Annotated in this window: 18 protein-coding genes; 7 read left to right on the forward strand and 11 right to left on the reverse strand. The window is 70.4% G+C overall.

The features are described from left to right. Positions 1-740 (reverse strand): RluA family pseudouridine synthase (locus HUW62_RS35290; protein ID WP_176436924.1); only part of this gene is annotated, 740 nt, incomplete at its 3' end. 170 nt (positions 741-910) lie between these two features. Here HUW62_RS35290 and HUW62_RS35295 point away from each other — a divergent pair. After that, positions 911-2,431, forward strand: coding sequence for a peptidase M3 (locus HUW62_RS35295; protein WP_163868235.1), 1,521 nt, complete (start codon positions 911-913; stop codon positions 2,429-2,431). A gap of 18 nt (positions 2,432-2,449) precedes the next feature. Here HUW62_RS35295 and HUW62_RS35300 read toward each other — a convergent pair whose 3' ends face one another. The 3 genes from HUW62_RS35300 to HUW62_RS35310 all read right to left on the reverse strand — a co-directional run bounded on the left by HUW62_RS35300 (position 2,450) and on the right by HUW62_RS35310 (position 4,718). Then, positions 2,450-2,794 (reverse strand): hypothetical protein, encoded by a 345-nt coding sequence (locus tag HUW62_RS35300; protein ID WP_141646503.1) that lies wholly within the window; start codon positions 2,792-2,794, stop codon positions 2,450-2,452. 146 nt (positions 2,795-2,940) lie between these two features. Continuing rightward, positions 2,941-3,468 (reverse strand): hypothetical protein, encoded by a 528-nt coding sequence (locus HUW62_RS35305; protein ID WP_176436925.1) that lies wholly within the window; start codon positions 3,466-3,468, stop codon positions 2,941-2,943. A gap of 212 nt (positions 3,469-3,680) precedes the next feature. After that, positions 3,681-4,718, reverse strand: coding sequence for a hypothetical protein (locus tag HUW62_RS35310; RefSeq protein WP_163868237.1), 1,038 nt, complete (start codon positions 4,716-4,718; stop codon positions 3,681-3,683). A gap of 106 nt (positions 4,719-4,824) precedes the next feature. On the opposite strand from HUW62_RS35310, the gene HUW62_RS35315 reads away from it, so the two are divergent. Beyond that, on the forward strand, positions 4,825-5,751 hold the full coding sequence (locus HUW62_RS35315) for a DUF2058 family protein (RefSeq protein WP_163868238.1): 927 nt from the start codon (positions 4,825-4,827) through the stop codon (positions 5,749-5,751). Positions 5,752-5,829: 78 nt separating this feature from the next. Here HUW62_RS35315 and HUW62_RS35320 read toward each other — a convergent pair whose 3' ends face one another. Further along, complete coding sequence (locus HUW62_RS35320; RefSeq protein WP_163868239.1) at positions 5,830-7,011, reverse strand: acyl-CoA dehydrogenase family protein; 1,182 nt, start codon at positions 7,009-7,011, stop codon at positions 5,830-5,832. 108 nt (positions 7,012-7,119) lie between these two features. Here HUW62_RS35320 and HUW62_RS35325 point away from each other — a divergent pair, with 108 nt between their 5' ends. Further along, positions 7,120-7,926 (forward strand): sterol desaturase family protein, encoded by an 807-nt coding sequence (locus tag HUW62_RS35325; RefSeq protein WP_176436926.1) that lies wholly within the window; start codon positions 7,120-7,122, stop codon positions 7,924-7,926. Positions 7,927-7,977: 51 nt separating this feature from the next. Next, on the forward strand, positions 7,978-8,739 hold the full coding sequence (locus HUW62_RS35330) for an SDR family NAD(P)-dependent oxidoreductase (RefSeq protein WP_176436927.1): 762 nt from the start codon (positions 7,978-7,980) through the stop codon (positions 8,737-8,739). A gap of 117 nt (positions 8,740-8,856) precedes the next feature. Here the strand turns inward: HUW62_RS35330 and HUW62_RS35335 are convergent, their stop codons facing one another. Next, entirely contained in the window at positions 8,857-10,683 is a 1,827-nt protein-coding gene (locus HUW62_RS35335) for a methyl-accepting chemotaxis protein (RefSeq protein ID WP_176436928.1), read from the reverse strand. 147 nt (positions 10,684-10,830) lie between these two features. Beyond that, positions 10,831-11,577, reverse strand: a complete 747-nt coding sequence (locus HUW62_RS35340; RefSeq protein ID WP_176436929.1) for a PP2C family serine/threonine-protein phosphatase — start codon at positions 11,575-11,577, stop codon at positions 10,831-10,833. A gap of 335 nt (positions 11,578-11,912) precedes the next feature. On the opposite strand from HUW62_RS35340, the gene HUW62_RS35345 reads away from it, so the two are divergent. Next, positions 11,913-13,064, forward strand: coding sequence for a hypothetical protein (locus tag HUW62_RS35345; protein ID WP_176436930.1), 1,152 nt, complete (start codon positions 11,913-11,915; stop codon positions 13,062-13,064). A 232-nt stretch (positions 13,065-13,296) separates the two neighbouring features. Here the strand turns inward: HUW62_RS35345 and HUW62_RS35350 are convergent, their stop codons facing one another. The 3 genes from HUW62_RS35350 to HUW62_RS35360 form a co-directional block, all read right to left on the reverse strand. Continuing rightward, positions 13,297-14,592, reverse strand: a complete 1,296-nt coding sequence (locus HUW62_RS35350) for a choice-of-anchor X domain-containing protein (RefSeq protein ID WP_163868243.1) — start codon at positions 14,590-14,592, stop codon at positions 13,297-13,299. Positions 14,593-14,616: 24 nt separating this feature from the next. After that, complete coding sequence (locus HUW62_RS35355; RefSeq protein ID WP_163868244.1) at positions 14,617-15,498, reverse strand: hypothetical protein; 882 nt, start codon at positions 15,496-15,498, stop codon at positions 14,617-14,619. Between the two features lie 196 nt (positions 15,499-15,694). Next, complete coding sequence (locus HUW62_RS35360; RefSeq protein ID WP_163868245.1) at positions 15,695-16,813, reverse strand: aminotransferase class I/II-fold pyridoxal phosphate-dependent enzyme; 1,119 nt, start codon at positions 16,811-16,813, stop codon at positions 15,695-15,697. A gap of 169 nt (positions 16,814-16,982) precedes the next feature. Between HUW62_RS35360 and HUW62_RS35365 the strand changes: the two genes are divergently transcribed. Next, on the forward strand, positions 16,983-17,459 hold the full coding sequence (locus HUW62_RS35365; RefSeq protein ID WP_163868281.1) for a peroxiredoxin: 477 nt from the start codon (positions 16,983-16,985) through the stop codon (positions 17,457-17,459). A 27-nt stretch (positions 17,460-17,486) separates the two neighbouring features. Next, complete coding sequence (locus tag HUW62_RS35370) at positions 17,487-18,536, forward strand: SDR family oxidoreductase (RefSeq protein WP_163868246.1); 1,050 nt, start codon at positions 17,487-17,489, stop codon at positions 18,534-18,536. 12 nt (positions 18,537-18,548) lie between these two features. Here the strand turns inward: HUW62_RS35370 and HUW62_RS35375 are convergent, their stop codons facing one another. Then, entirely contained in the window at positions 18,549-19,658 is a 1,110-nt protein-coding gene (locus HUW62_RS35375; protein WP_163868247.1) for an MJ1255/VC2487 family glycosyltransferase, read from the reverse strand. Positions 19,659-19,687: the final 29 nt, after the last annotated feature.

Below are 19,687 nucleotides of genomic sequence, written 5' to 3' on the forward strand. Positions count from 1 at the left end.
CCGCCATACCGCGAGTCCCCGAGGATGGGCGCTCCGAGCGCCGTCAGGTGCGCGCGCAACTGGTGCGTGCGTCCCGTCTGAGGCAGCAGCTCCACCACGCAGAACTCCGGCCCCGCATACAGCGTGCGGAAGTGCGTCAGCGCGGGCACGCCATTCGCCGCGCGACTCGCCCGCCAGCGCCCCGGACGCGACGGGTCCTTCGACAAGGGCAGGTCCACCGTCCCCGACTCCGGCAGCCCAGGCCCGGTGGCCGCCACGTAGCGCTTGCGCGCCCGGCCCTCGCGAAACTCCGCCGCCAGCGCGGACGTCGCCTGGGGCGTCTTGCCGAACACCGTCACCCCCGACGTCTCCCGGTCCAACCGGTGCACCAGCCCCGCCTCGCGTCCCAGGTAGCCACTCACCTGGTCCACCAGGCTCGCGCCCACGCGGGCCTCCGTCGGCTGTGCGTTGAGGCCCGCCGGCTTGTCCACGGCGAGGACGTCCGCATCCTCATGCAGCACGCGGAACGTGGGCGCGGCGGGCGCCTCCGCCAGCGAACTCTGGCCGCCCTCCTCCAGCACCACCGCCACCACCTGCCCCGGCGTCAGCCGCGCCTTCGAATCCCTGCAGCGCCGCCCCGCCACGTACACCGCGCCCACCTCCACCAGCCCGCGCGCCTGCTCCACGGGCAGGCCCAGCTCGAAGGCCACCGCCTCCACCACCGCCCGCGCGCCTTCCGCCCGGAATGTCCGACGCTTCACGGCCCACCTCACAGGCGTCCAATGCCGGGCTGCTCGCTACAGAAAGGCACGGCGAACCACAAGCAGGAGCCTTCCTCCTCCCAGGATTCGCTGTCTGACAGGCTCGACAATCGACCGAGCGTCGTAGCCTCGGCCCTTTGTGCCCGCGAGCCCTGGTACGGTCCGCGCCCATGGACCGCCCCCTACACGCCGTCCGCACACGGCTGGACGACTTCCTCGCCGAGCTGGCCACCCTTCAGTACCGGCATGGTGCCGGCCTCGCGCGAGAGCTTCCCATCGCGAGCCTCCACGCCTCCTTCCCGGAGCTGTCCGCCCCGGAAACCTTCGTCGCCGCCACCGAGGCACTCGCCAAGGCCCGCGCGAAGAACGACCTCGTCGCCATCCGCCGCATCCAGCTCGTGCGCGAGCTGGTGGCCACCCAGGTGGAAGAGGCCCTCGCCGCCCGTCCCGCCCAGGCCATGGCCACCGTGGAAGCCAACGCGGTGCTCAACGTCGACGACGAGTCCTTCGACTTCGCCGGAGCGATGAGCCGACTCCCCCACGAGCCGAATCGTGCCCGCCGCGCCGGACTGGAGCGCGCCGTCGGCAACTACCTCTGGGAGAACCGCGGCCCCTATGGCGACCGCCGCGAAGCCACCCTCCTCACCGCCGAGAAACTCGGCGCCAGCGACTACCTCACCCTGCGCGGGAACATCACCGGCATCGACTACCCCCAGCTCGCCGAGGCCGCGAAGCTGACGCTGAAGCACACCGAGGACGCCTACCGCGACGTGCTCACCTACGTGCTCAAGAAGACGGACCCGCAGTTGCGGCCCCTGCCCGGTGGCGACGCGCGAAGGCACGACGTCCAGGCCGCGCTCCAGGCCCCGTGGCTGGATGAGCACTTCCGCAGGGAGGACGCGTGGCCCGCCGTGCGCGAGTGGCTCGGTGAGTGGGGCTTCACGCCCAACGCCGGAGGCCGCATCCGCATGGACGAGGAGGACCGCCCCGGCAAGTCGCCCCGCCCCTTCGTCGTCACCATCCGCGTGCCGGACGACATCCGCGTGGTGCTCCAGCCCCGCGGTGGACTCGACGCCGTGGGCAGCCTGCTCCACGAGCTGGGCCATGCCCACCACCGCGCCCACGTCTCGGGGGACCTGCCCATGGAGCTGCGCCGCCTGGGCGACGCGGCCGTGACGGAGGCCCACGCCGCCGTCTTCGAGCGCCTGCTGCTGTCCTCCGACTGGCTCAAGCGCTACCTGGGGCTGGCGACGACGCTCGCGCGAGACACGTCGCGGATGGCCGCCTTCCAGTCGCTCAGCGTGCTGCGCCGCCACTGCGCGAAGCTGTCGTACGAGATGTCGCTCTGCATGAAGGGCCCGTCCACCGAGCGCGCCGACGAGTACGCCGACGGCCAGCGCCGGGCCCTCTTCGCGGAGCCACATCCCGGGTTCTACCTGTACGACGTGGACCCGCAGCTCTACGTGGCGCACTACCTGCGAGCCTGGGCCCTGGAGGCCCGACTCACCAGGCGCCTCACCGAGCGCTTCAACGAGGACTTCTGGAGGAACCCGAACGCCGCCACCTGGCTGAAGGGGCTGTACGCTCGGGGTGGAACGGATGACGCGGAAGGACTGGCCACGGAGGTATCGGGCGCGCCGCTGGCATTGCCCGAGGCGGGGGAGCGCCTCGTGGCCATCCTCAACCGGTAGTGGTGGCCGCGCGAGCGACTACTTCTTCTTGCGCAGCGCCCGAACGATTTTGTCCTTCGTCGGGTTGGCGGCCGTCTCGCGTGCACGAGGTGCTTCGGGCGCCGCCGCCTTGGTGGCAGGCGTCTTGGCCGCGGCGCGAGCGCGCATGGCCTTCATCAACTGCATCTCGATGACGAGCAGCTCATCGCCGAGCTCCTCGTTGTCGCCGGCCGCGCGCGGAAGCGGAGCTCGCGTGCTGGAAGCGCCGGCGCCATGCCGCATGCGCAGCGCCTTCTCCTCCTCGGCCGTGAGCGTGCGCGTCTTCTCCAGCGCCGCCTTGACCTCCTTGGCCGTCACCGTGCTACTCCCGACCTTGCGCTCCATCTCCGCTCCCTTGTTGTGCAGCACGCTGAACATCCGAGCATGTCGGATGCGTCCGAGCCGCAACCGTCGGGGATTGTAGAGGACGCAAGAGTTGGCGCAAATTTTCTTCCAACAGGTCGCTCCCGCCCTGTAGCGCCAGGGGGTGCCTACAGGTGCATTCCCACTCCCAGGAACGCGGTGGAGAGCGCCTGGCGCCGCCCGGAGAACGGGGAGCCGGTGGCGGAGAAATTCTGGTAGCGGGCCTGGGCGGACAGGAACAGCCGGCCCCCCAGCTCCACGTCCATTCCCCCGCACAGCTCCGGCCCCAACTGGAGAACACGCGGAGCCTCCTCCCCTTCCCGTCCATGGGACACCAGGAGGCTCACCCCCAGCCCCAGGTACGGGCGGACCCGGTGTGCCTCCGGGAGCGTGACTCTCAGGGACATGGGGGTCGCCTCGGTGAGCCGGCGGTTGGAGGCCACGTGTCCGCCCACCTCCAGGAAGGACTGCTCCCGGCGATAGCTCCACCCCAGTCCGGCGCTGTAGCCCACCTCGCGCCGCCCGTCCGAGTCCTTCAGGGCGAACGCCCCCACCGGGAACGCCGTGACGCCCAGGCTGCGCGAGGGAGGCTCCGCGCTCGCGAGCGGCGCGAAGAGCCCGCACAGGCACAGGAGCAGGAGGGGGAGACGGTGCATGGGGCCCGAGGAGAGCAAGGCACACGCCACCCGAGGACCCGCGTGAATCCAGGGACTTGAGCGGCGCGACAGCACCGCGGCCTCAAGTGTCCGGGCGATGCGGTCAGGGCAGGCAGCCTGGCTCGGTGCGCCGGGGCGCCCGCCACCCATGACTCGCTTGTCCGGCCTTCCGACGAGGACGCCCACCTGGGGCGCCCCACCCATGAAACGGACTACTCCGTCGCGGCCTCGTCCTCGGGCTCGGGCGGCGCCTCGCCCGGCGTGGTGCTCTTGGCACCCTCGGGCTTCGCGCGCTCGATGCCGAAGCGGTCCAGCGCGTCGGCGATACCCTGGGGCTTGTCCGCGTCCGGGAGGAACTCCTCGGGCGGCGCGAGCCTCGGGTCCTTGCCCAGCTCGGACAGGGCCGCCTCCAGCGTCAGCCGCAGCTCCGCCGCCTCGGGCGTCTTCTCCGACGGCACGCCCACGCGCCCATCCAGCCGCGCCTTGAGCACCACGGAGGTGGCCGCGTCCACCAGCACCTCGCCATCCAATGAGCGCGGCAGCCGGTGGGCGAAGAAGTTCGCGCGCCGACGCGTCGTCTCGTCCGAGCCGCCCTTCGGCTCGAACAGCTTCGGCAGCGGCCGGGAGCCATCCCCTTCCGGCGCGGGCGCCAGCGTCACCACGTAGCGCCACGCCGTGCGCCCCTCATAGGTGACGGTGCCCTGTGGGGCGAGCTTGAGCCGCCCCTGGAACAGGAGGTCGAAGTCGCGGATGGCGCCGGTCAGCTCCGTGCGGGTGCGCTCGGCCATGCCGCGGTCGCGCAGCCGCTGACGGAACGGGCCGTACCGGTTGCGGGCGAACACCTGTCCGCCCACGCGCATGACCTCCAGGCCCTGGTCCCGGGAGTTCTCCAGCACGCCGTGGAAGTCGCCGCTGACACCCCCGGGCCCCGCGCGGAACGTGCGCGTCTCGGTGAGCTTCACGGGGTTGGACTCGGCGGAGGTCCACTCGTAGCCGAGCGTGGACTGGTAGCGATGGGGCCCCAGCCGCTCGGTGATTTCGGCGGCGTCCATGCCGAGGATGCGGCGGGCCACCTGAGGGTTTTCCGCGACATCCTCCGGGGGGAGCTTCTGCTGGGCGGAGGCGACCACCTTCGGGGGGTCCTCCGGCGAGAAGATGCGCGCCTTGGCCGCCTTGTCGACCGGGTCCGAGCAACTGGCGGCGGCCAGCGCCAAGGCGAGGGTGACGGCGGACTTCTTCAGACGGCTCACGACTCCTCCGGAGGGGGTACCACGGGGGCGGCAAGTTACGTGGCGCATACAAGAGCGGCAAGCAGCGGCTTGCGTGCGGCCGTGCAAGGGATAGAACGGCCTTCTCATGCAGAACCTGCGCGACAAGTTGTTGAAGGCGGGCCTCGTCTCCGAGGAACAGTCCAAGAAGGCTGATGCGGCAACCAGCCAGACGGAAGCCCGGAGGCCCCAGCCCCAGGAGGGCGGACGTCCAGGCGGCAACCGTCCTCCGCCCCGGCGTGACGAGAACCGGACATCCGGTGCTCCGTCTTCCCGAGGCGAGGACCGTGGCCCCAGCGGCCGTGAGGGCGGAGGCCGTCCCGGCGGCGGACGTCCCAGCGGCGGTGGAGCGCCTCGTCCCGGCGGAGGAGCGCCCCGACAGGGAGGCTCCTTCCGTCCCGGTGGCGGTGGCGGCGGAGGAGGTGGAGCGCCCCAGCATGGGCGTCCCGCCGCCGTGGCCGAGAAGCCCATCCCCAAGCTGCCCCCCATGCCCGGCTCCAAGGCCTACCAGCGCGCCGAATCCAAGCGCCAGGTGGAGCTGGACAAGGCGCTGCGCGAGCTGGTGTTGGGCTCGCAGGTGCCGCAGGAGCCCGGGGAGACGGCGTTCTACTTCATGACCCGCAAGGGCAAGCTGCGGCGCATGGAGCTGACGCCGGAGCAGGCCAAGCGACTGGAGGACGGCGAGCTCGGCGTGGTGGAGCGTCCGGACCCCGCTCAAATCGAGCACTCGCTGGTGCCCGCCGCGGCGGCCGAGCAGATGTACGCGCTCTCGAAGAAGGCGGTGCGCTTCCTCAACCGGAAGGACGACCCCGTCGGCTTCATGAACGACGAGGAGCTCAAGGCGCAGCAGGCGGCGGAGGCCGCTGGCACCGCGCCGGAGCTGTCCGACGAGTCCCCGGCGGAAGGCGCCGAGGCCTCCTCTTCCGAGGACGAAGCAGCCGCTCCCGTCGAGGCCGAGGCGACGTCCGCCGAGGCCCCGAAGGCCGAGGGCGGCGAGAGCAGCAGCCAGGGCTAGGCGCCCGGCTTCACCCGAGAAGGCCCTCCCCTCTCCCACGCAGCCGGGACGAGGGGAGGTGCCCGTGTGTGAAGCGCGTCAGTCGAAGGCGTCGAGTCCGGTGATGGCCTTGCCCAACACCAGCGTGTGCACCTCGTGGGTGCCCTCGTAGGTGAAGACCGATTCGAGATTCAGCATGTGGCGCACCGGTGGATAGGCGTCGGTGATGCCATTGGCGCCGTAGATGCTTCGCGCGACGCGGGCGATGTCGAGCGCGCTCTTCACGTTGTTGCGCTTGGCCAGGCTCACCATGACGGGCGTCACCTTGCCCTCGTCCTTGAGCCGCGCCACGCGCAGTCCCACGAGCTGCGCCTTGACGATGTCCTGGAGCATGTCCGCCAGCTTCTCCTGCGTGAGCTGGTAGCCGGCCACGGGCTTGCCGTTGAACGACGCGCGGGACAGCGAGTATTCGCGAGCGCCCTCGAAGCAGGCGATGGCGGCGCCGGTGACGGCGAAGGCGATGCCCAGCCGCGCGTTGTTGAGACAGGACAGGGGCCCGCGCAGGCCCACCACGCCGGGCAGCACGTTGCGCGCGGGCACTCGCACGTCCTGGAGGGACAGCTCGCTGGTGATGGACGCGCGCAGGGAGAACTTGCCGGGGATGTCCCGCGCGGTGAAGCCGGGCATGCCCTTCTCCACCAGGAAGCCCCGGACGGACTCGGGGCCGCCGTCGTCCGTCTTGGCCCACACCACCGCGACGTCGGCGATGGCGCCGTTGGTAATCCACGTCTTGGTGCCGTTGAGGACGTAGTCGTCGCCGTCCTTGCGCGCGCGGGTGCGCATGCCTCCGGGGTTGGAGCCGAAGTCCGGCTCGGTGAGGCCGAAGCAGCCGATGACGCGCCCCTTGGCCATGCCCGGCAGGAAGCGCTCCTTCTGCTCATCGCTGCCGTACGCGTGGATGGGGTACATGCAGAGCGAGCCCTGCACGGACGCGAAGGAGCGCAGCCCGGAGTCGCCTCGCTCCAGCTCCTGGAGGATGAGGCCGTAGCTGACGGTGTTCATCCCCGCGCAGCCGTACCCCTGGAGGTTGGCGCCCAGCACGCCCATCTCCGCGAGCTGGGGCACCAGGTGGAAGGGGAAGGTGCCGTCGCGGAAGTGCCCGCCGATGATGGGCAGCACCTCGCGGTCCACGAAGGCGGCCACCGTGTCGCGAGCGGCCTTCTCCTCGGGGGACAGCAGGTCATCCAGCCGGAACAAGTCGGTGATTTCCGCGCGTGCCATGGCGCCGTCCTAATGCCCGCGTCCAGGAGCGTCAAACCGCCCGTGCAACCCGGCGCGGCTCCGGGGGTTAGCATGGGTGTCGGTGGCAAGGGCCGGAGGTGGAGCGCGATGGTGCACGCATTCATGGCGATGTTTCCCCTCGTCCTCGGGCTGTCGGGGGCGCTGAAGGCGTCGATGGTGGGCCTGGGGTGGTGGGCGGCGGGCTTGAGCGCGGGGGCTCGGCGGCGCGTCTACCGCAAGCCGCTGGCGCCGGGACAGCTTCGCAGCGAGGCGTGGGCGGCGGTGCGGGTGGTGCTCTTCGACGCGGTGCTCGTCGCCGCGTTCCGCGTCGTGTACCAGTCCCGGCTGGCGCCCTTCAGCGTGGGCGCGACGGTGGCGACCTTCGTCTTTCTCTTCGTGGGCTTCGAGGTGTGGTTCTACGTCACGCACCGCCTGCTGCACACCCGCGCGCTCTACCGGTTTCACGCGCAGCACCACGTGGCGCAGGTGACGAACCCGCTGACGTCGCTGTCCTTCTCGCTGGTGGAGCGCGTGGTGCTGCTGGGAGGCAACTTCGGCCTCGTCATCCTGGCGCTGGAGGTGATGCCCGTCACCCAGGCGGGAGTGGCGCTCTACATCGTCTCCAACTACGTGCTCAACGTGGTGGGCCACGGGAACACGGAGTGGCTGCCGGAGCGCTTCGTGTCGACCTGGCTGGGGCGTCAGGTCCTCACGCCCACCTTCCACGCCATGCACCACGCCCGGTACCAGGGCCACTACGGCCTGTACACCACGGTGCTGGACAGGTGGTTCGGCACGGCGTTCGACGACTATCCCCAGGTCCACGCCCGTGCGCGGGCCGGCCAGGGACTGGAGCGCGTGGGGGAGCGCCTGCGGCCCCAGGCCCCGGCTCCGGCGCTCGCCCCCGCCGGGTGAGGCCTGTCGTCAGGCGTGCCCGTCCCGGCCCGGGGCGCTAGGCTGCCGCGCATGACGACGACCCAGAAGACCGTGGTGGTGACGGGCGCGAGCCGAGGCATCGGCCGGGCCGTGGCGTTGACCTTCGCTCGCGAGGGCTACCGCGTCTGGGCCCTGGCCCGCGCGGCGGACGCGCTCGAGGTGCTGGTGAAGGAAGGGGGCGAGCGCATCCGTCCCCTCGTCGTGGACGTGGCGGACGAGGCCGCGCTGGTCTCCGCGACGAAGACGATTCTCGCCGACGGACCTCCGCGCGTGCTGGTGAACAACGCGGGCATCACCGTGTCCGCGCCGCTGACGAAGACGAGCACGGCGGACCTGGCGCGGGTGATGGCCATCAACGTGACGGCGCCCTTCCTGCTCTGCCGGGAGCTGATGCCCGCCATGGCGCAGGCCGGCGGCGGACGCGTCATCAACATCGGCTCCATGGCCGCCGTGCGCGGGATGAAATACACGTCCGCCTACTGCGCCTCCAAGCACGCGCTGCTGGGCCTGACGCGCGCGCTGGCGGTGGAGTACGCGAAGAAGAACGTGACGGTGAACGCGGTGAACCCGGGCTGGGTGGAGACGGACATGTTCTCCAACGCCACGGCGGCCATCTCCCACACCACCGGCCGCACGGGAGAGCAGGCGCGCGAGGCGCTGGCATCGATGAACGCCATGGGTCGCATCATCCAGCCGGATGAGGTGGCCTCGCTGTGCCTCTTCCTCGCGTCGGACGCCGCGGGCGCCATCACCGGCGCCGCGCACGCCATCGACGGTGGCGAGTTGGGCTGAGCCACGACTGCCCCTCGGCGCTGGTCGCGCGGCCGCACATCCGGGAAGCAGCGCTACGAGCCGACGCCTCCTCTCCTGGCGTCGCCGCGTCCAGCCCGCCCGAGGCGTTGCGGCGCCTCAGAGCTGATAGCGGCCGACGATGGCGCTCAGCTCACCCGAGGCGGCGGAGAGCTGGATGGCGGCCTGCTCACTGGCCGCCATGCGGTCGACAATCTGGTCCGCCACGTCCGTCATGGAGCTGAGCGCGGCGAACAGCTCCGCGATGCCCGCGTCCTGCTGGCGCACGGCATCGGAGATGCTCTTCACCGTCTGGCCATTGCTCTGGATGATGCCGGCCAGCGAGCGCAGGCTCTCTCCCGCCGCCTGCACCTGCTCCAGCCCGCCCTCCACCTCCCGCGCGCCGCCCTCGCTGATGCGCACGGCCTCCGAGATGGCCTTGCCGATGTCGCCCAGGATGCCCTGCACGCGCGTCGTCGCGCCCGCGGACTGGTCCGCCAGGGAGCGCATCTGCCGCGCCACCACGGAGAAGGCACGGCCCTGGTCCCCGCTGCGCGCCGCCTCGATGGAGGCATTCAGCGCCAGCACGTTGGACTGGTCCGCCAGGTCCTTCACCGTGCGGGTGATGTCGCCCACCAGCCGCGTGCGCTGATGCAGCACGGTGATGGTGCGGCCAATCTGCTCGACGTGCGAGCGGATGTGCGTGAGCCCGCCCACGCTGCCGGACACGGCGGCCTCGCCCGCCTCACCGAAGCCGCTCGCCTTCTCCGCCTCGCGCTGGATGGTCACCACGCGCTTGGCCGCCGCGCGCGACGACTCCTGGAGCTGCTGCGCCGCCAGCTGCGTCTCATGCAGCGCCACCGCCTGCTGCGACACCGCCTCGTTCTGCACGGCCGCGGACTCGGAGAGCTGCGCCGAGGCGGACTCGAGCTGCTCGGCCGAGCCCTTCAACGCCATCAACAGCGAGCGCAGCTGCACCATCATCTCCGCGAACGACGCGGCCAACCGGCCAATCTCGTCCTGCGAGTGCACCTCCAGCGTGCCCCGGAAGTCGCCCTCCGCCACCACCCGCGCCGCCGCCGCCGTCAGCTCCCGCAGGGGCCCCGTCATCCGGCGAACCAGCAGCAGAATCACCCCGCCCGCCGCCAGCGCGGTGAACAGCCCCAGCCCGACGATGAGCAGCACCGCGGTGCCGAAGCGCGACGCCTCCGTCTTCTCGTCCCGCGCCAGCACCAGCTCCAGCCCCTCGCCCACCGGCAACCTCGCCACGCGGAACGACGAGTCCTCCACGTCCACGCGGCCCTCGTCCACGTCCGCGTCCACCGCCGCCAGCAAGGCCTCCGGCGTCACGACGTCCACGGACCGGGCCACGAGCCGAGGCCCCACGCGCAAGAGCAGCTCCACGCCCCGCTGATTCCTCAGGTCCTTCAGCGGCGCGTCGTCGAACCGGCTCCCCAGCACCAGGTGCCCCACCGTGCGCCCGTCCACCTCCACCGGCCGGGACATCGTCCAGAAGACCGCGTCGCCCACGTAGAGCACCCCGGGCGCGCTGCTCTTCACCCGCTGCGCGAGCGCGGCCAAAGGCTCCCGGTACGAGCCCGCGAGCAGCCCGCCCTCCGGCCCGGTGATGAGCAACAGCTCCACCGACACCAGCGTCTTCTCCGCCTCGGCGAAGGCCTGGAGTGCCTTCGCGTCCACCGTCGCTCCGGAGAGCAGCGAGCGAAGCTCGGCGTTGGCCGCGGCGCTGCGCAGCAGCACCTTCAGCGTGCGAGCCTCCTGGGCCACCAGGCGACTCCAGGCGGACTCGTCGTGGATGAGGGCCTGGGCCAGCTCCGTGTTCATCCTGGAGCGCAGCACGACGCCCGTGAACGTCACGCACAGCGCGGTGAGGGCCAGGATGACCAGGGTGATGGCGATGGTCAGGCGAGCTGCGAGGCTGTGCGTCATGCGCTGCGGTGTCGGACGAGAGGGGAAATGACCGGGGTGGGGGGACCCCCGAAGCCACACCCTACCCCAAGCTTCCGGGATTGCGCAGTAAGGCCGGGATGACCCGGCTCCTCACGGTTGACCCTCCCACCTTCACTGACGTCCGCCTCACGCGTCGGCGACCCGCAACACCACGGCGGTGATGTTGTCCTTGCCTCCGGCCTCGAAGGCATCCGCCACCAGCGCGTCGCACACCTCCCGCGCGGAAGCGAGCGACAGGCGCCTCATCAGCCCGTCCACTCCCAGCGGCTCGTAGAGGCCATCCGAACACAACAGGAAGACGTCTCCGGCCTCCGCGTGAAGTCGCTGCAACGTGGGCTCCGCGTTGTCCGTCCCCAGCGCGCGGGTGATGAGGTGCCGCCAGTTGGAGGCGCCTCCCGGGGGCTCCATGCCCACGTCCTTCAGCTCCTCGATGAACGAGTGGTCCCGGGTCAGCGACTCCAGCTTTCCAGCCCGCAGCCGGTACAGGCGGCTGTCCCCCACGTGAGCCACCGCCGCGCCGTCCTGCCCCAACGCCAGGGCCACCACGGTGGAGGCCATCTCGCTCAGCCGCCCCACGCGCTGGGCCTGGAGGTTGCGCTGGGCCAGGAGCGAGCACGCCGCCAATAGATTTTCCTCGCGCGTGCGACGGGGGTCGGCGACCTCCGGCCACACCGCCTCCCGCTCACGCTCCCATTGCTGCCCCAGGCCCGCGAACGTGTCCACGACACAGCGGCTCGCCACCTCGCCGCCCTCCTGCCCACCCAGCCCATCCGCGACCACGTACAGCCCCAACTCCGGCAGGACACAGTAGGAGTCCTCGTTGTGGGGCCGGCGACCGATATGGGTCTGTCCCGCGCTTTCGATACGCAGCATGACACCGCCTCCTCGAGCCTCTCCCCAGCAAGCGGGAGGCCAGCGCCCATCCCCAGGTGGGCACCCTCTACGGATACCTCTCTTTGTGCGGCGGCTGGAGCGTGAGTGCCATCGGACCTCGGCGTGCGCCCCGCACCCGTTCGGTGCCTGACGTTGCAAGCGCCCTTCATCCCGAAACGTTGTCCAGTACGAGGGGTGGCGACCCCACAGGTGATGGGCGCTCGCCCCACTCCTCCAGGGTGGATGGGGACCTCACGGAAGGCCCCTGGCAACTTTCACCCGGGGCGTTCGACAATACGGATGATGTCCGCCGTGTGCGCCCTGGGAGGTGACCGATGACTTCCATCCGCCGTCTGTCTTCGAGCATCCTGTCCTCGCTGCGGCGCACCTCGCTCGACGTGGACAACAGCGTCGCGCCGCTGACGCAGAGCGAGTCGTTGGATCCGGTGTCGAAGGTCCGCCGGGGCTACTCCGACGAGAGCGACTTCCAGGCCGAGGGCGCGGATGGCGCGGACGCCCTCCTGGCCTCGTTCGACACGGATGAAGTTGGCGAAGAGGGCCCGTCGCGAGATTTGGACCATGCGTCGCTGCGCGTGTTCTCCGGGGAGAGCTCCTTCGAGTCCGCGGCGCCGCGCTACGCGCAGAGGCTCGGCTCGCAGCTGCCCTCCGCGCTGGGAGCGCCGCGCGACTTCGGCAATGGCGTGGAGCGGGCGTCGCGGCGCGCGGAGGCGGCCGTACCGGATGCGTCGGACATCCTCTCTCCAGACGAGGCGGCGTGGGAGCTCCAGAACCTGGACACCTCCTCGCCTGGCGTGGACGCGCCGGAGGACCTGCTCTCCATGATGGGGACACCTGCCTCCTCGGTGCGGGTGGACCCTCGTGAGCTGGACCTGGACTGGTTCGAGGGCGGCGTCCCCACCACCGACGAGGTGACGCAGGAGGGCGGCGCGGTGGAGGGTTCAACGGCGGCGAGGTATGCGTCCGGGGAGTTGATGGATGCGTCCGTGCGGCCCGCGGGACCGGAGGAGTTCCTCGCGGACTTGAGTGATTTGGGCAGCCTGGTTCCGGACGACGAGGAGCCCGGCCCGGCGGACGCTGCCTTCGCGGGCGTGCTCGGCTCGCTCGCGGCCAACCCCGCTGCGGCCAGTGTCCCGGTGAGCGCGGCGCTCGGAGCCCAGAGCGTGGACGTGGTCGCCGACGCCGTGGAGCTCCAGCCCGACGCCCAGCCGGCCGAGCCCGCCTCCGTGATTGCCCAGCCGCTCCTGGAGCAGCTCGCGACGGAGGGAGACAGCTTCGTGGAGCAGCCCGGATTCACCCCGTCCGGCACGGAGCAGGCCTCGCTCACGGCCGAGGTCCTCGCGGCTCAACCCGCGACGCAAGAGGCGGCCCTCGACGTGTCGGGCGCGAACTTCGTGGAGGCCGAAGAGGTCTCCGACGTCGACATGGAGCCCGCACCGGTGGGCGACGGCGAGCCGCACGTCGCCTGAAGCAGGCAGCACCAGTGGGCGACGACGAGCCGCACGTCGCCTGAAGCGGCCCACACCAGTGGGGGACGACGAGCCGCACGCCGAATCATGAAGATTCCCGCGCCGGCCGAGGGACAGCGCCTCGCGCCGAACCTCGACTCCTGTGCTGTCGCATGGAGCCCGGATCAGTGGACTCCGACGTGAGCAGTGCCTCCTCGAGCGGCCGACGTCCGCAGCTTCGCGGGGACGCGACTCAGGGGCGCTTCCCCTCGTCGAACGTCTGGTCGAACATGTGCTGCGCCTCGTCGACGTCGCGCGTGTACTCGTCCACGTAGCGTCGGCGCTCCTCGCTCACCCACTCCGCGGGAGAGAAGGACGTCGGCGGATACTCGTTCGTGGTGTGCACGGAGCCACGCATCGTGGTCATCAGCTCGCGGTCCGGGTCTCCCGACTCCTTGAGCAGGAAGCCCTCCACGTCGCGCAGCCGCAGCGGGAACGTCGGCGCCTCGTCGAGGACGAGCTTTCCGAAGACGGTGAGCTTCACCTCCTGCTGCCCCTCATTCAGCTCCTCGTTGAAGGAGACATGCGCGAAGGGCTCGCCGCTCTCGTCGTCGATGCGGCCAGCCACCACGTACCGCCCCGCCTTGCGCACGTTGATGCCCAGGTAGAGCCCCAGCGAGCCGTCCGCCAACACCTCGCGCACCTTGCCCGTGAAGGCCGCTGGCGGCGAATTCGTGTAGAGGATGTCCAGGAACGCCGTGCCCTCCGCCTTGTCCGAGCGCACCTGCACGTCCACGCGCAGCGTGCCCGAGTACAGCGGGAAGCCCTGCTTCGACGGCTGGAAGCGACCGGTGAAGATGCCATCTCCCGCCAGCGCGTCTCCTCCGGCGCCATCATCCGTGAAGGCCACGGGCACGGCGGGCACCGCCCCCGCCCCTTGCATGTGCTCGGCCTCATGCGCGGACGCGGAGAGCACCTGACAGGGCCTCGGCTGGCGCTGCGCGTCCTCGCACGAGACGAAGAAGTGCACGACCTCGTCACCCACCACGAAGACGCGGTCCTGCTTCAGCCGAAGCTGCACGTCCGGGTGCTCGCGACTCAACGGACGCGTGCGCTCCGGCTCCGCGAGCTCCACCTGGTCTGGATGCTCCCGGATGGAGCGGGACTGCGGCGGGTAGCGCGTCGCGGACACATAGGACTCCAGCGTCCGCTTCGCCCGCTCCAGCCGCTCCGCCCACAATTCGCGGCGCTCCAGCCGCTCGCGCTGCGCGGGGTCTAACACGGACACACGCATGTCCTCCGTGCCCGGCGACGAGCGCCGCTCCAGCGCCGCGCTGCTCCCGGAGCCCGACTTCGGCGGGGCCTCTCCGGGAGCGCGCTTCTGGCCATCCGCCAGCGCGGGAGGCTCATTTGAAACCTCCTCGTCGCCGGCCACCCGGCGCCAGCTCCACCACCCCACCCCCGCGACGACCAGGGCAATCACCAGGAAGCCCCACCCGAGACGGCGCGGGCGGGAGACAGGAGCGGGAGGGGAGCTGTTGGGCGTCATGGATGGTGCTTCAGTGAGCCAGGCTCAGTAGGCGAACTTCACGACATCCTCGCGGACCTTCGCGACGATGCCACCCCAGTTGCCGTTGGCGTAGTGGTTGAACGCCTCGCCGTCATCGCGCAGCGACACGGTGTGGAAGCTCCACTTCGCGCGGCCGTCGCTGGTGTTCGCCGTGCCGGTGTTCAGCGTGCCGCCGCAGAACCAGTCACCCGGGTTGCACTGCGAGCTGCCGGAGCTGCCCGACACGCCGCCCGTGGAGTGATAGGAGACGACCTCGTCGTCCTGCCCGGGGAGGATGCCCGAGTAGAGCGTGCCCTTCGCGCCGGCGAACATGTAGAACCAGACGTTGCGCGTGGTGTTGTGGTTGTACAGGGCGCGCGACGTGGTGGTGACCAGGTCCCTCACCAGCGGCTCGTTCACCGCCCACTCGCCCACGTCCGCCAGCTCGCTGCCACCGCCGGCGCCGGACGCGACGTTCACCCACTTGATGTTCCAGCCCGTCTGCGTGCTGCCGTCGGTGTTGCCACACACGCCGCTGGCGTTGGGCGACGCGTTCTTCTTGCTGCGCGCAGAGCCGCCGTACAGCGACAGCGCGTAGCCAATCTGCAGATTGCCCGCGCTGTGCACGGCGATGTAGCACCAGTTGTTTCCGGTACAGAAGCAGTCCAGGGCGTCGCGTACGCGCGCGTTCTGCCCGCCGACGCTCTCCTTGCCGTTCCAGTTCACGGCCTTCTTGTTCACGCCCGCCGCGGTGCCCGCCGGGCCCCAGTAGCTGAAGTCGCCGTAGTTTCCGGCCTGCGTACCGCCGCCGTTACGACCGTGAATCCACAGCGTGTAATTGGTGGCGGCAGCCTGCGTGCCAACCAACAACGTGGCCGCAATCGCCATACCCATCAGCTTCTTCATCGTGAACGCCTCCGCTCGGGAGTAGGGGGAGCTGCCCTCGCCTGGTGGGGGACCGGGCGAGGAAGCCGCCACTCTAGAGTCTCGGGCTGTAAAAGGTCGAGAACACGGAAACCGGGAAGCCAATGCAAGGCCTGACGCGTCGCGTCGCCCTCTGAGACACGGCTTCACAGCGGCCGTGGCGTGTCACGCCTTCATCTCACCGGGTGTCGATGACGAAACGCTCCAGCCGTGTCAGGGCCTCGGGAAGGCTCGTGCGACCCAACCCCAGACGGAAGTGATTGCCAGGGAAGTCGTAGACGTCACCTGGTAACAACAACACGCCTTCGCGTTGCACGAGCGCATCGGTGAACCGGGCCACGTGCTGCTCTCGCAGGAGGCGCGGAAAGGCCACGCTGCCGGCGCGCGGGCGCACCCAGTGGAAGGTGTCCGCGTGGCGCGCGAAGAACGCGTCCAGCAAGGCCAGGTTCGAGGCGAGCAGCGCGCGGCTTCGCGCCAGCACCCGCTCCTTGGCGCGCAGGGCGATGAGGGCCAGCACCTCGCTGGGGGCGCTGTTGCAGATGGTGGTGTAGTCCTTGTACGCCATGCACCGGCGCAGCACGTCCTCGTCGCGACAGGCGAGCCACCCCACGCGCAGCCCCGCGAGGCCAAACGCCTTGGACATGACGCCCAGGCTGAAGCCGCGCGGTGACAGCTCGACGGCGGCGGGGAGCAGGTCCTTCGCGTCGTGCTCCAGCAGCCGGTACACCTCGTCGGACAACAGGTAGATGCCGCGCTCCTCGCAGAGCGCGCACAGCGCCTGGAAGGTCTTCAAGTCTGGAAGCGCGCCGGTGGGGTTGTGGGGGAAGTTCACCACGATGATTCGCGTCTGGGGCTTGAGCGCGCCGCGCAGGGCGTCCAGGTCCAACGCCCAGCCGGTCTCCTCGCGCAGCGGCAGCAGCGTCACGTCCGCGCCGGTGGCGCGCGCCACCTCGTGCAGGGACTGATAGCCCGGCCAGGTGACGACGGCATGGTCGCCCGGGCCCAGCAGCACGTTCATCAGGATGAAGACGGCCTCCTCCGCGCCAGCGAAGGTCAGCACCTGCTCGGGCGACAGGCCCTGGTAGAGCCCGGCAATCTCCTTGCGCAGCGCGGGCAGACCGGGGGCCTCGGTGTAGCCGAGCGTCAGCTCCTCCCAGCGGGCCAGGCCGTCCGTGTCGGCGAGAGCCAGCAGTTCCTTCTGCTTCCATCCCTCGATGTCCGAGGAGCACAACGTGTAGGGCGCGGCGAACTCCCAGCGCGCGAAGTACCGCTCCAGCTTGAAGTCAGGGATGCGCATGAAGCGACTGTCTGCCCTCTTGGGCGCCGTCCGTCCAGCGCCACCCGCTCCGCGCGCCCTCCTCCGGGCAGGCAGTCGACACCCCGATGCGAGCCCTGGAGGACTCCGCCGGATGCATAGCTTGAAGGGCGACCTTCAGACGCAGGCCCTACTCGCCGCGGGAGCCCCTATGCCCACGCCCACGCACGACCTTCACCTCACGCTGTTGGATCCAGATGGAGGGTGGGTCAACGCCCCCGTCCATGTCTCGGAGCTCGACGAGCTGCCCGTGCTCCTCCACTTCTTCTCCATGGCCTCGGACAGCGGCGCCCAGGACTTCGCGGCGCTCCGGCGCTTCCTCGCGGAGTTCGGCCCCCGGGGCCTCAAGGTCATCGGCGTGGACGTCACCCACTCCGCCAGGGAGCTGCGCGACACCAACGCGGTGGAGGCCTTCGCGCGCGAGCACGGCCTCGTCTATCCCATCGCCGTGGATGACGGCTCCATGGCCCAGGTGTACGGCGTGAAGCAGACGCCCGCGTGGCTCGTGTTCGACGCGGACGGCCTGCTTCGTCACCACTTCATCGGCGAGGACGCGGCCCGTCAGGCGCGCCCCGTGCTGGAGCGCTTCACCCAGTACGACACCTCGGCCAGCGCTCCCGCGCCCTGACGCCCTGCTCCCCTGGAGAATCCTCACATGGCTGAATGGCGCAAGGACAAGCAGGCCCCTCGCTTCACCCCGGGCACGCTGGCGGCGGCGGGCATCGGCGCGACGCTCGGGCTGCGCAAGGTGCTGGGGCGGACCCGCTACTCGTTCAACGGGCGCACGGTGCTCATCACCGGGGGTTCACGCGGACTGGGGCTGGTGCTCGCCCGCGAGTTGGTGAAGAAGGGCGCGCGCGTGGCCATCTGTGGCCGCGACGAGGCCTCCCTGGAGCGGGCGCGCACGGAACTGGAGCGCGACGGCGCCCAGGTGTTCGCCGTTCCCTGCGACGTGAGGGACCCGGTGCAGGTGGAGGCCACGGTGAGCGCGGTGCACGAGCGCTGGGGCGCGGTGGACGTGCTCATCAACAACGCGGGAGTGATAACCGTGGGGCCGCTGGAGTCCATGACGGTGGAGGACTTCCAGGACGCGCTGGACACGCACCTGTGGGGCGCGCTGTACACGACGCTCGCGGTGCTGCCAGAGATGAAGCAGCGGGGCGAGGGGCGCATCGTCAACATCGCCTCCGTGGGCGGCAAGTTCGGCGTCCCGCACCTCACGCCCTACTCCGCCAGCAAGTTCGCGCTGGTGGGCCTGTCGGACGGCCTGCGCGCGGAGCTGCATCAGGACGGAATCCGGGTCACCACCGTGTGCCCGGGGCTGATGCGCACGGGCAGCCCGCGCAACGCGCGCTTCAAGGGCCGGAACGAGGCGGAGTACGCGTGGTTCGCCGTGGGCGACTCGCTGCCCGGATTGACAGTGGGCGCCGAGCGCGCGGCGCGCCTCATCCTGGACGCGTGCCGCCGGGGGGACGCGGAGCTGCTGGTGGGCCTGGCCGCGAAGCTGGGGGCGGTGAGCCGGGTGCTCGCGCCCGGACTGACGGCGACGCTGCTCGCCTGGGCCAACCGGCTGATGCCCCAGAGCAGCAACCCGGACTCGCACACCGGAGCCCAGAGCGAGACGCCGCTCACCCGCTCCTGGCTCACGGAGCTGTCACGCCGCGCGGCGGAGCGGAACAACGAGCTGAATGTCCCGCTCCACTAGGCGTGCACGCGCTCAGTCCCGCGCCATCTCCATGGCCCAGTGGCCCCGGTGCTCATACGCCAGGGCCAGTTGCTCGTTCAGGGCGGCAATCATCTTCGTGTTGCCCTCCTGCTCGTAGCCCTTGAGCGCCTCCTCGCAGCCCGGCACCCGCGCGAGGAACTCCTTGAGCGCGTCCACCGTCAGCGCCTTCACGTACATCCCGTACCCGAGCTTCTCCAGGTACAGGGCGTTGATGATCTGCTCGAACTGGCCCTCCAGCGGGATGCTGAGCATGGGCTTCTTCAAGTAGACGGCCTCGCTCATCAGCGTGAAGCCGCCGCTGGCCACCACGCCGCGCGACGTGCGCAAGTCGTCGATGAAGCCCTTCTCGCTGAAGGGCCGGTACGTGAGGTTGCCGTCCACCAGGTCCTCGGTGAGGTCGCGGCGCAGGCCGTACACCCGGCAGGGGATGCCCGCGGCCTTGAGGATGTCCGGCAGCGCCGTGTTCGTCGTGGACGTCTGGTACACCAGCAGGTGCTCACCCGGCTCCGACTTCGCCTCGATGATTTCCGGGCGGAGAATCGACGGGGCCAGCGTGGTGCGCCGCTTGCGCGTCGGCGGATAGAAGAACGTGGTGACGAGGTAGTGGAAGGCGCCCGGCAGCTTCGCCTTCACAATCGCGCGCGATGTCTCGTAGCTGTCCTCGTACCCGGCCAGGAGCGCGGGCTCGTGCTGACAGCGGTTGATGACCTGCATGTTGTCCACGCTGATGACCGGCAGCCGGTGCGTCTTCGCGAACAGGTAGCTGAACGTCTCGAAGTCGCTGACGACGACGTCCGGCTTGAAGTCATCCACCAGCTCGAAGTACTGGCGCACGTTCTGCGGGAAGCCCTTCACCGCGCCCGTGAGGTTCTGCAACACCGTCTGCCACTTCTTCACGGAGTTGCCTTCGTACGCCAGCGTCAGCCCCCAGATGCCGTGCACGTTCTGGAAGCGCTTGGCCAGGTAGTCCTGGGCGCGGCCCGATACGACGATGTGGACCTCGTGCTCCTTCGTGAGCGCCTCGAGCAGCACCCGGGAGCGCGTCGCATGGCCCATGCCTTCGCCGACGACACCGTAGAGGATTCGCATGCCCGGAAGCATACGTCGCCTCCCCTGCCCCCGTTGAGCCC

This window comes from Myxococcus sp. AM011, assembly GCF_013372595.1.
Classification (GTDB): Bacteria; Myxococcota; Myxococcia; order Myxococcales; family Myxococcaceae; genus Myxococcus; species Myxococcus eversor.

Bases quoted from the DNA above. Each gene is read 5' to 3' on its own strand.
- HUW62_RS35360 (WP_163868245.1), bottom strand. From the start codon at position 16,813: ATGCGCATCCCTGACTTCAAGCTGGAGCGGTACTTCGCGCGCTGGGAG.
- HUW62_RS35365 (WP_163868281.1), top strand. From the start codon at position 16,983: ATGCCCACGCCCACGCACGACCTTCACCTCACGCTGTTGGATCCAGAT.
- HUW62_RS35370 (WP_163868246.1), top strand. From the start codon at position 17,487: ATGGCTGAATGGCGCAAGGACAAGCAGGCCCCTCGCTTCACCCCGGGC.
- HUW62_RS35330 (WP_176436927.1), top strand. From the start codon at position 7,978: ATGACGACGACCCAGAAGACCGTGGTGGTGACGGGCGCGAGCCGAGGC.
- HUW62_RS35340 (WP_176436929.1), bottom strand. From the start codon at position 11,577: ATGCTGCGTATCGAAAGCGCGGGACAGACCCATATCGGTCGCCGGCCC.
- HUW62_RS35335 (WP_176436928.1), bottom strand. From the start codon at position 10,683: ATGACGCACAGCCTCGCAGCTCGCCTGACCATCGCCATCACCCTGGTC.
- HUW62_RS35375 (WP_163868247.1), bottom strand. From the start codon at position 19,658: ATGCTTCCGGGCATGCGAATCCTCTACGGTGTCGTCGGCGAAGGCATG.
- HUW62_RS35315 (WP_163868238.1), top strand. From the start codon at position 4,825: ATGCAGAACCTGCGCGACAAGTTGTTGAAGGCGGGCCTCGTCTCCGAG.
- HUW62_RS35305 (WP_176436925.1), bottom strand. From the start codon at position 3,468: ATGCACCGTCTCCCCCTCCTGCTCCTGTGCCTGTGCGGGCTCTTCGCG.
- HUW62_RS35300 (WP_141646503.1), bottom strand. From the start codon at position 2,794: ATGGAGCGCAAGGTCGGGAGTAGCACGGTGACGGCCAAGGAGGTCAAG.
- HUW62_RS35325 (WP_176436926.1), top strand. From the start codon at position 7,120: ATGGTGCACGCATTCATGGCGATGTTTCCCCTCGTCCTCGGGCTGTCG.
- HUW62_RS35355 (WP_163868244.1), bottom strand. From the start codon at position 15,498: ATGAAGAAGCTGATGGGTATGGCGATTGCGGCCACGTTGTTGGTTGGC.
- HUW62_RS35345 (WP_176436930.1), top strand. From the start codon at position 11,913: ATGACTTCCATCCGCCGTCTGTCTTCGAGCATCCTGTCCTCGCTGCGG.
- HUW62_RS35295 (WP_163868235.1), top strand. From the start codon at position 911: ATGGACCGCCCCCTACACGCCGTCCGCACACGGCTGGACGACTTCCTC.
- HUW62_RS35320 (WP_163868239.1), bottom strand. From the start codon at position 7,011: ATGGCACGCGCGGAAATCACCGACTTGTTCCGGCTGGATGACCTGCTG.
- HUW62_RS35350 (WP_163868243.1), bottom strand. From the start codon at position 14,592: ATGACGCCCAACAGCTCCCCTCCCGCTCCTGTCTCCCGCCCGCGCCGT.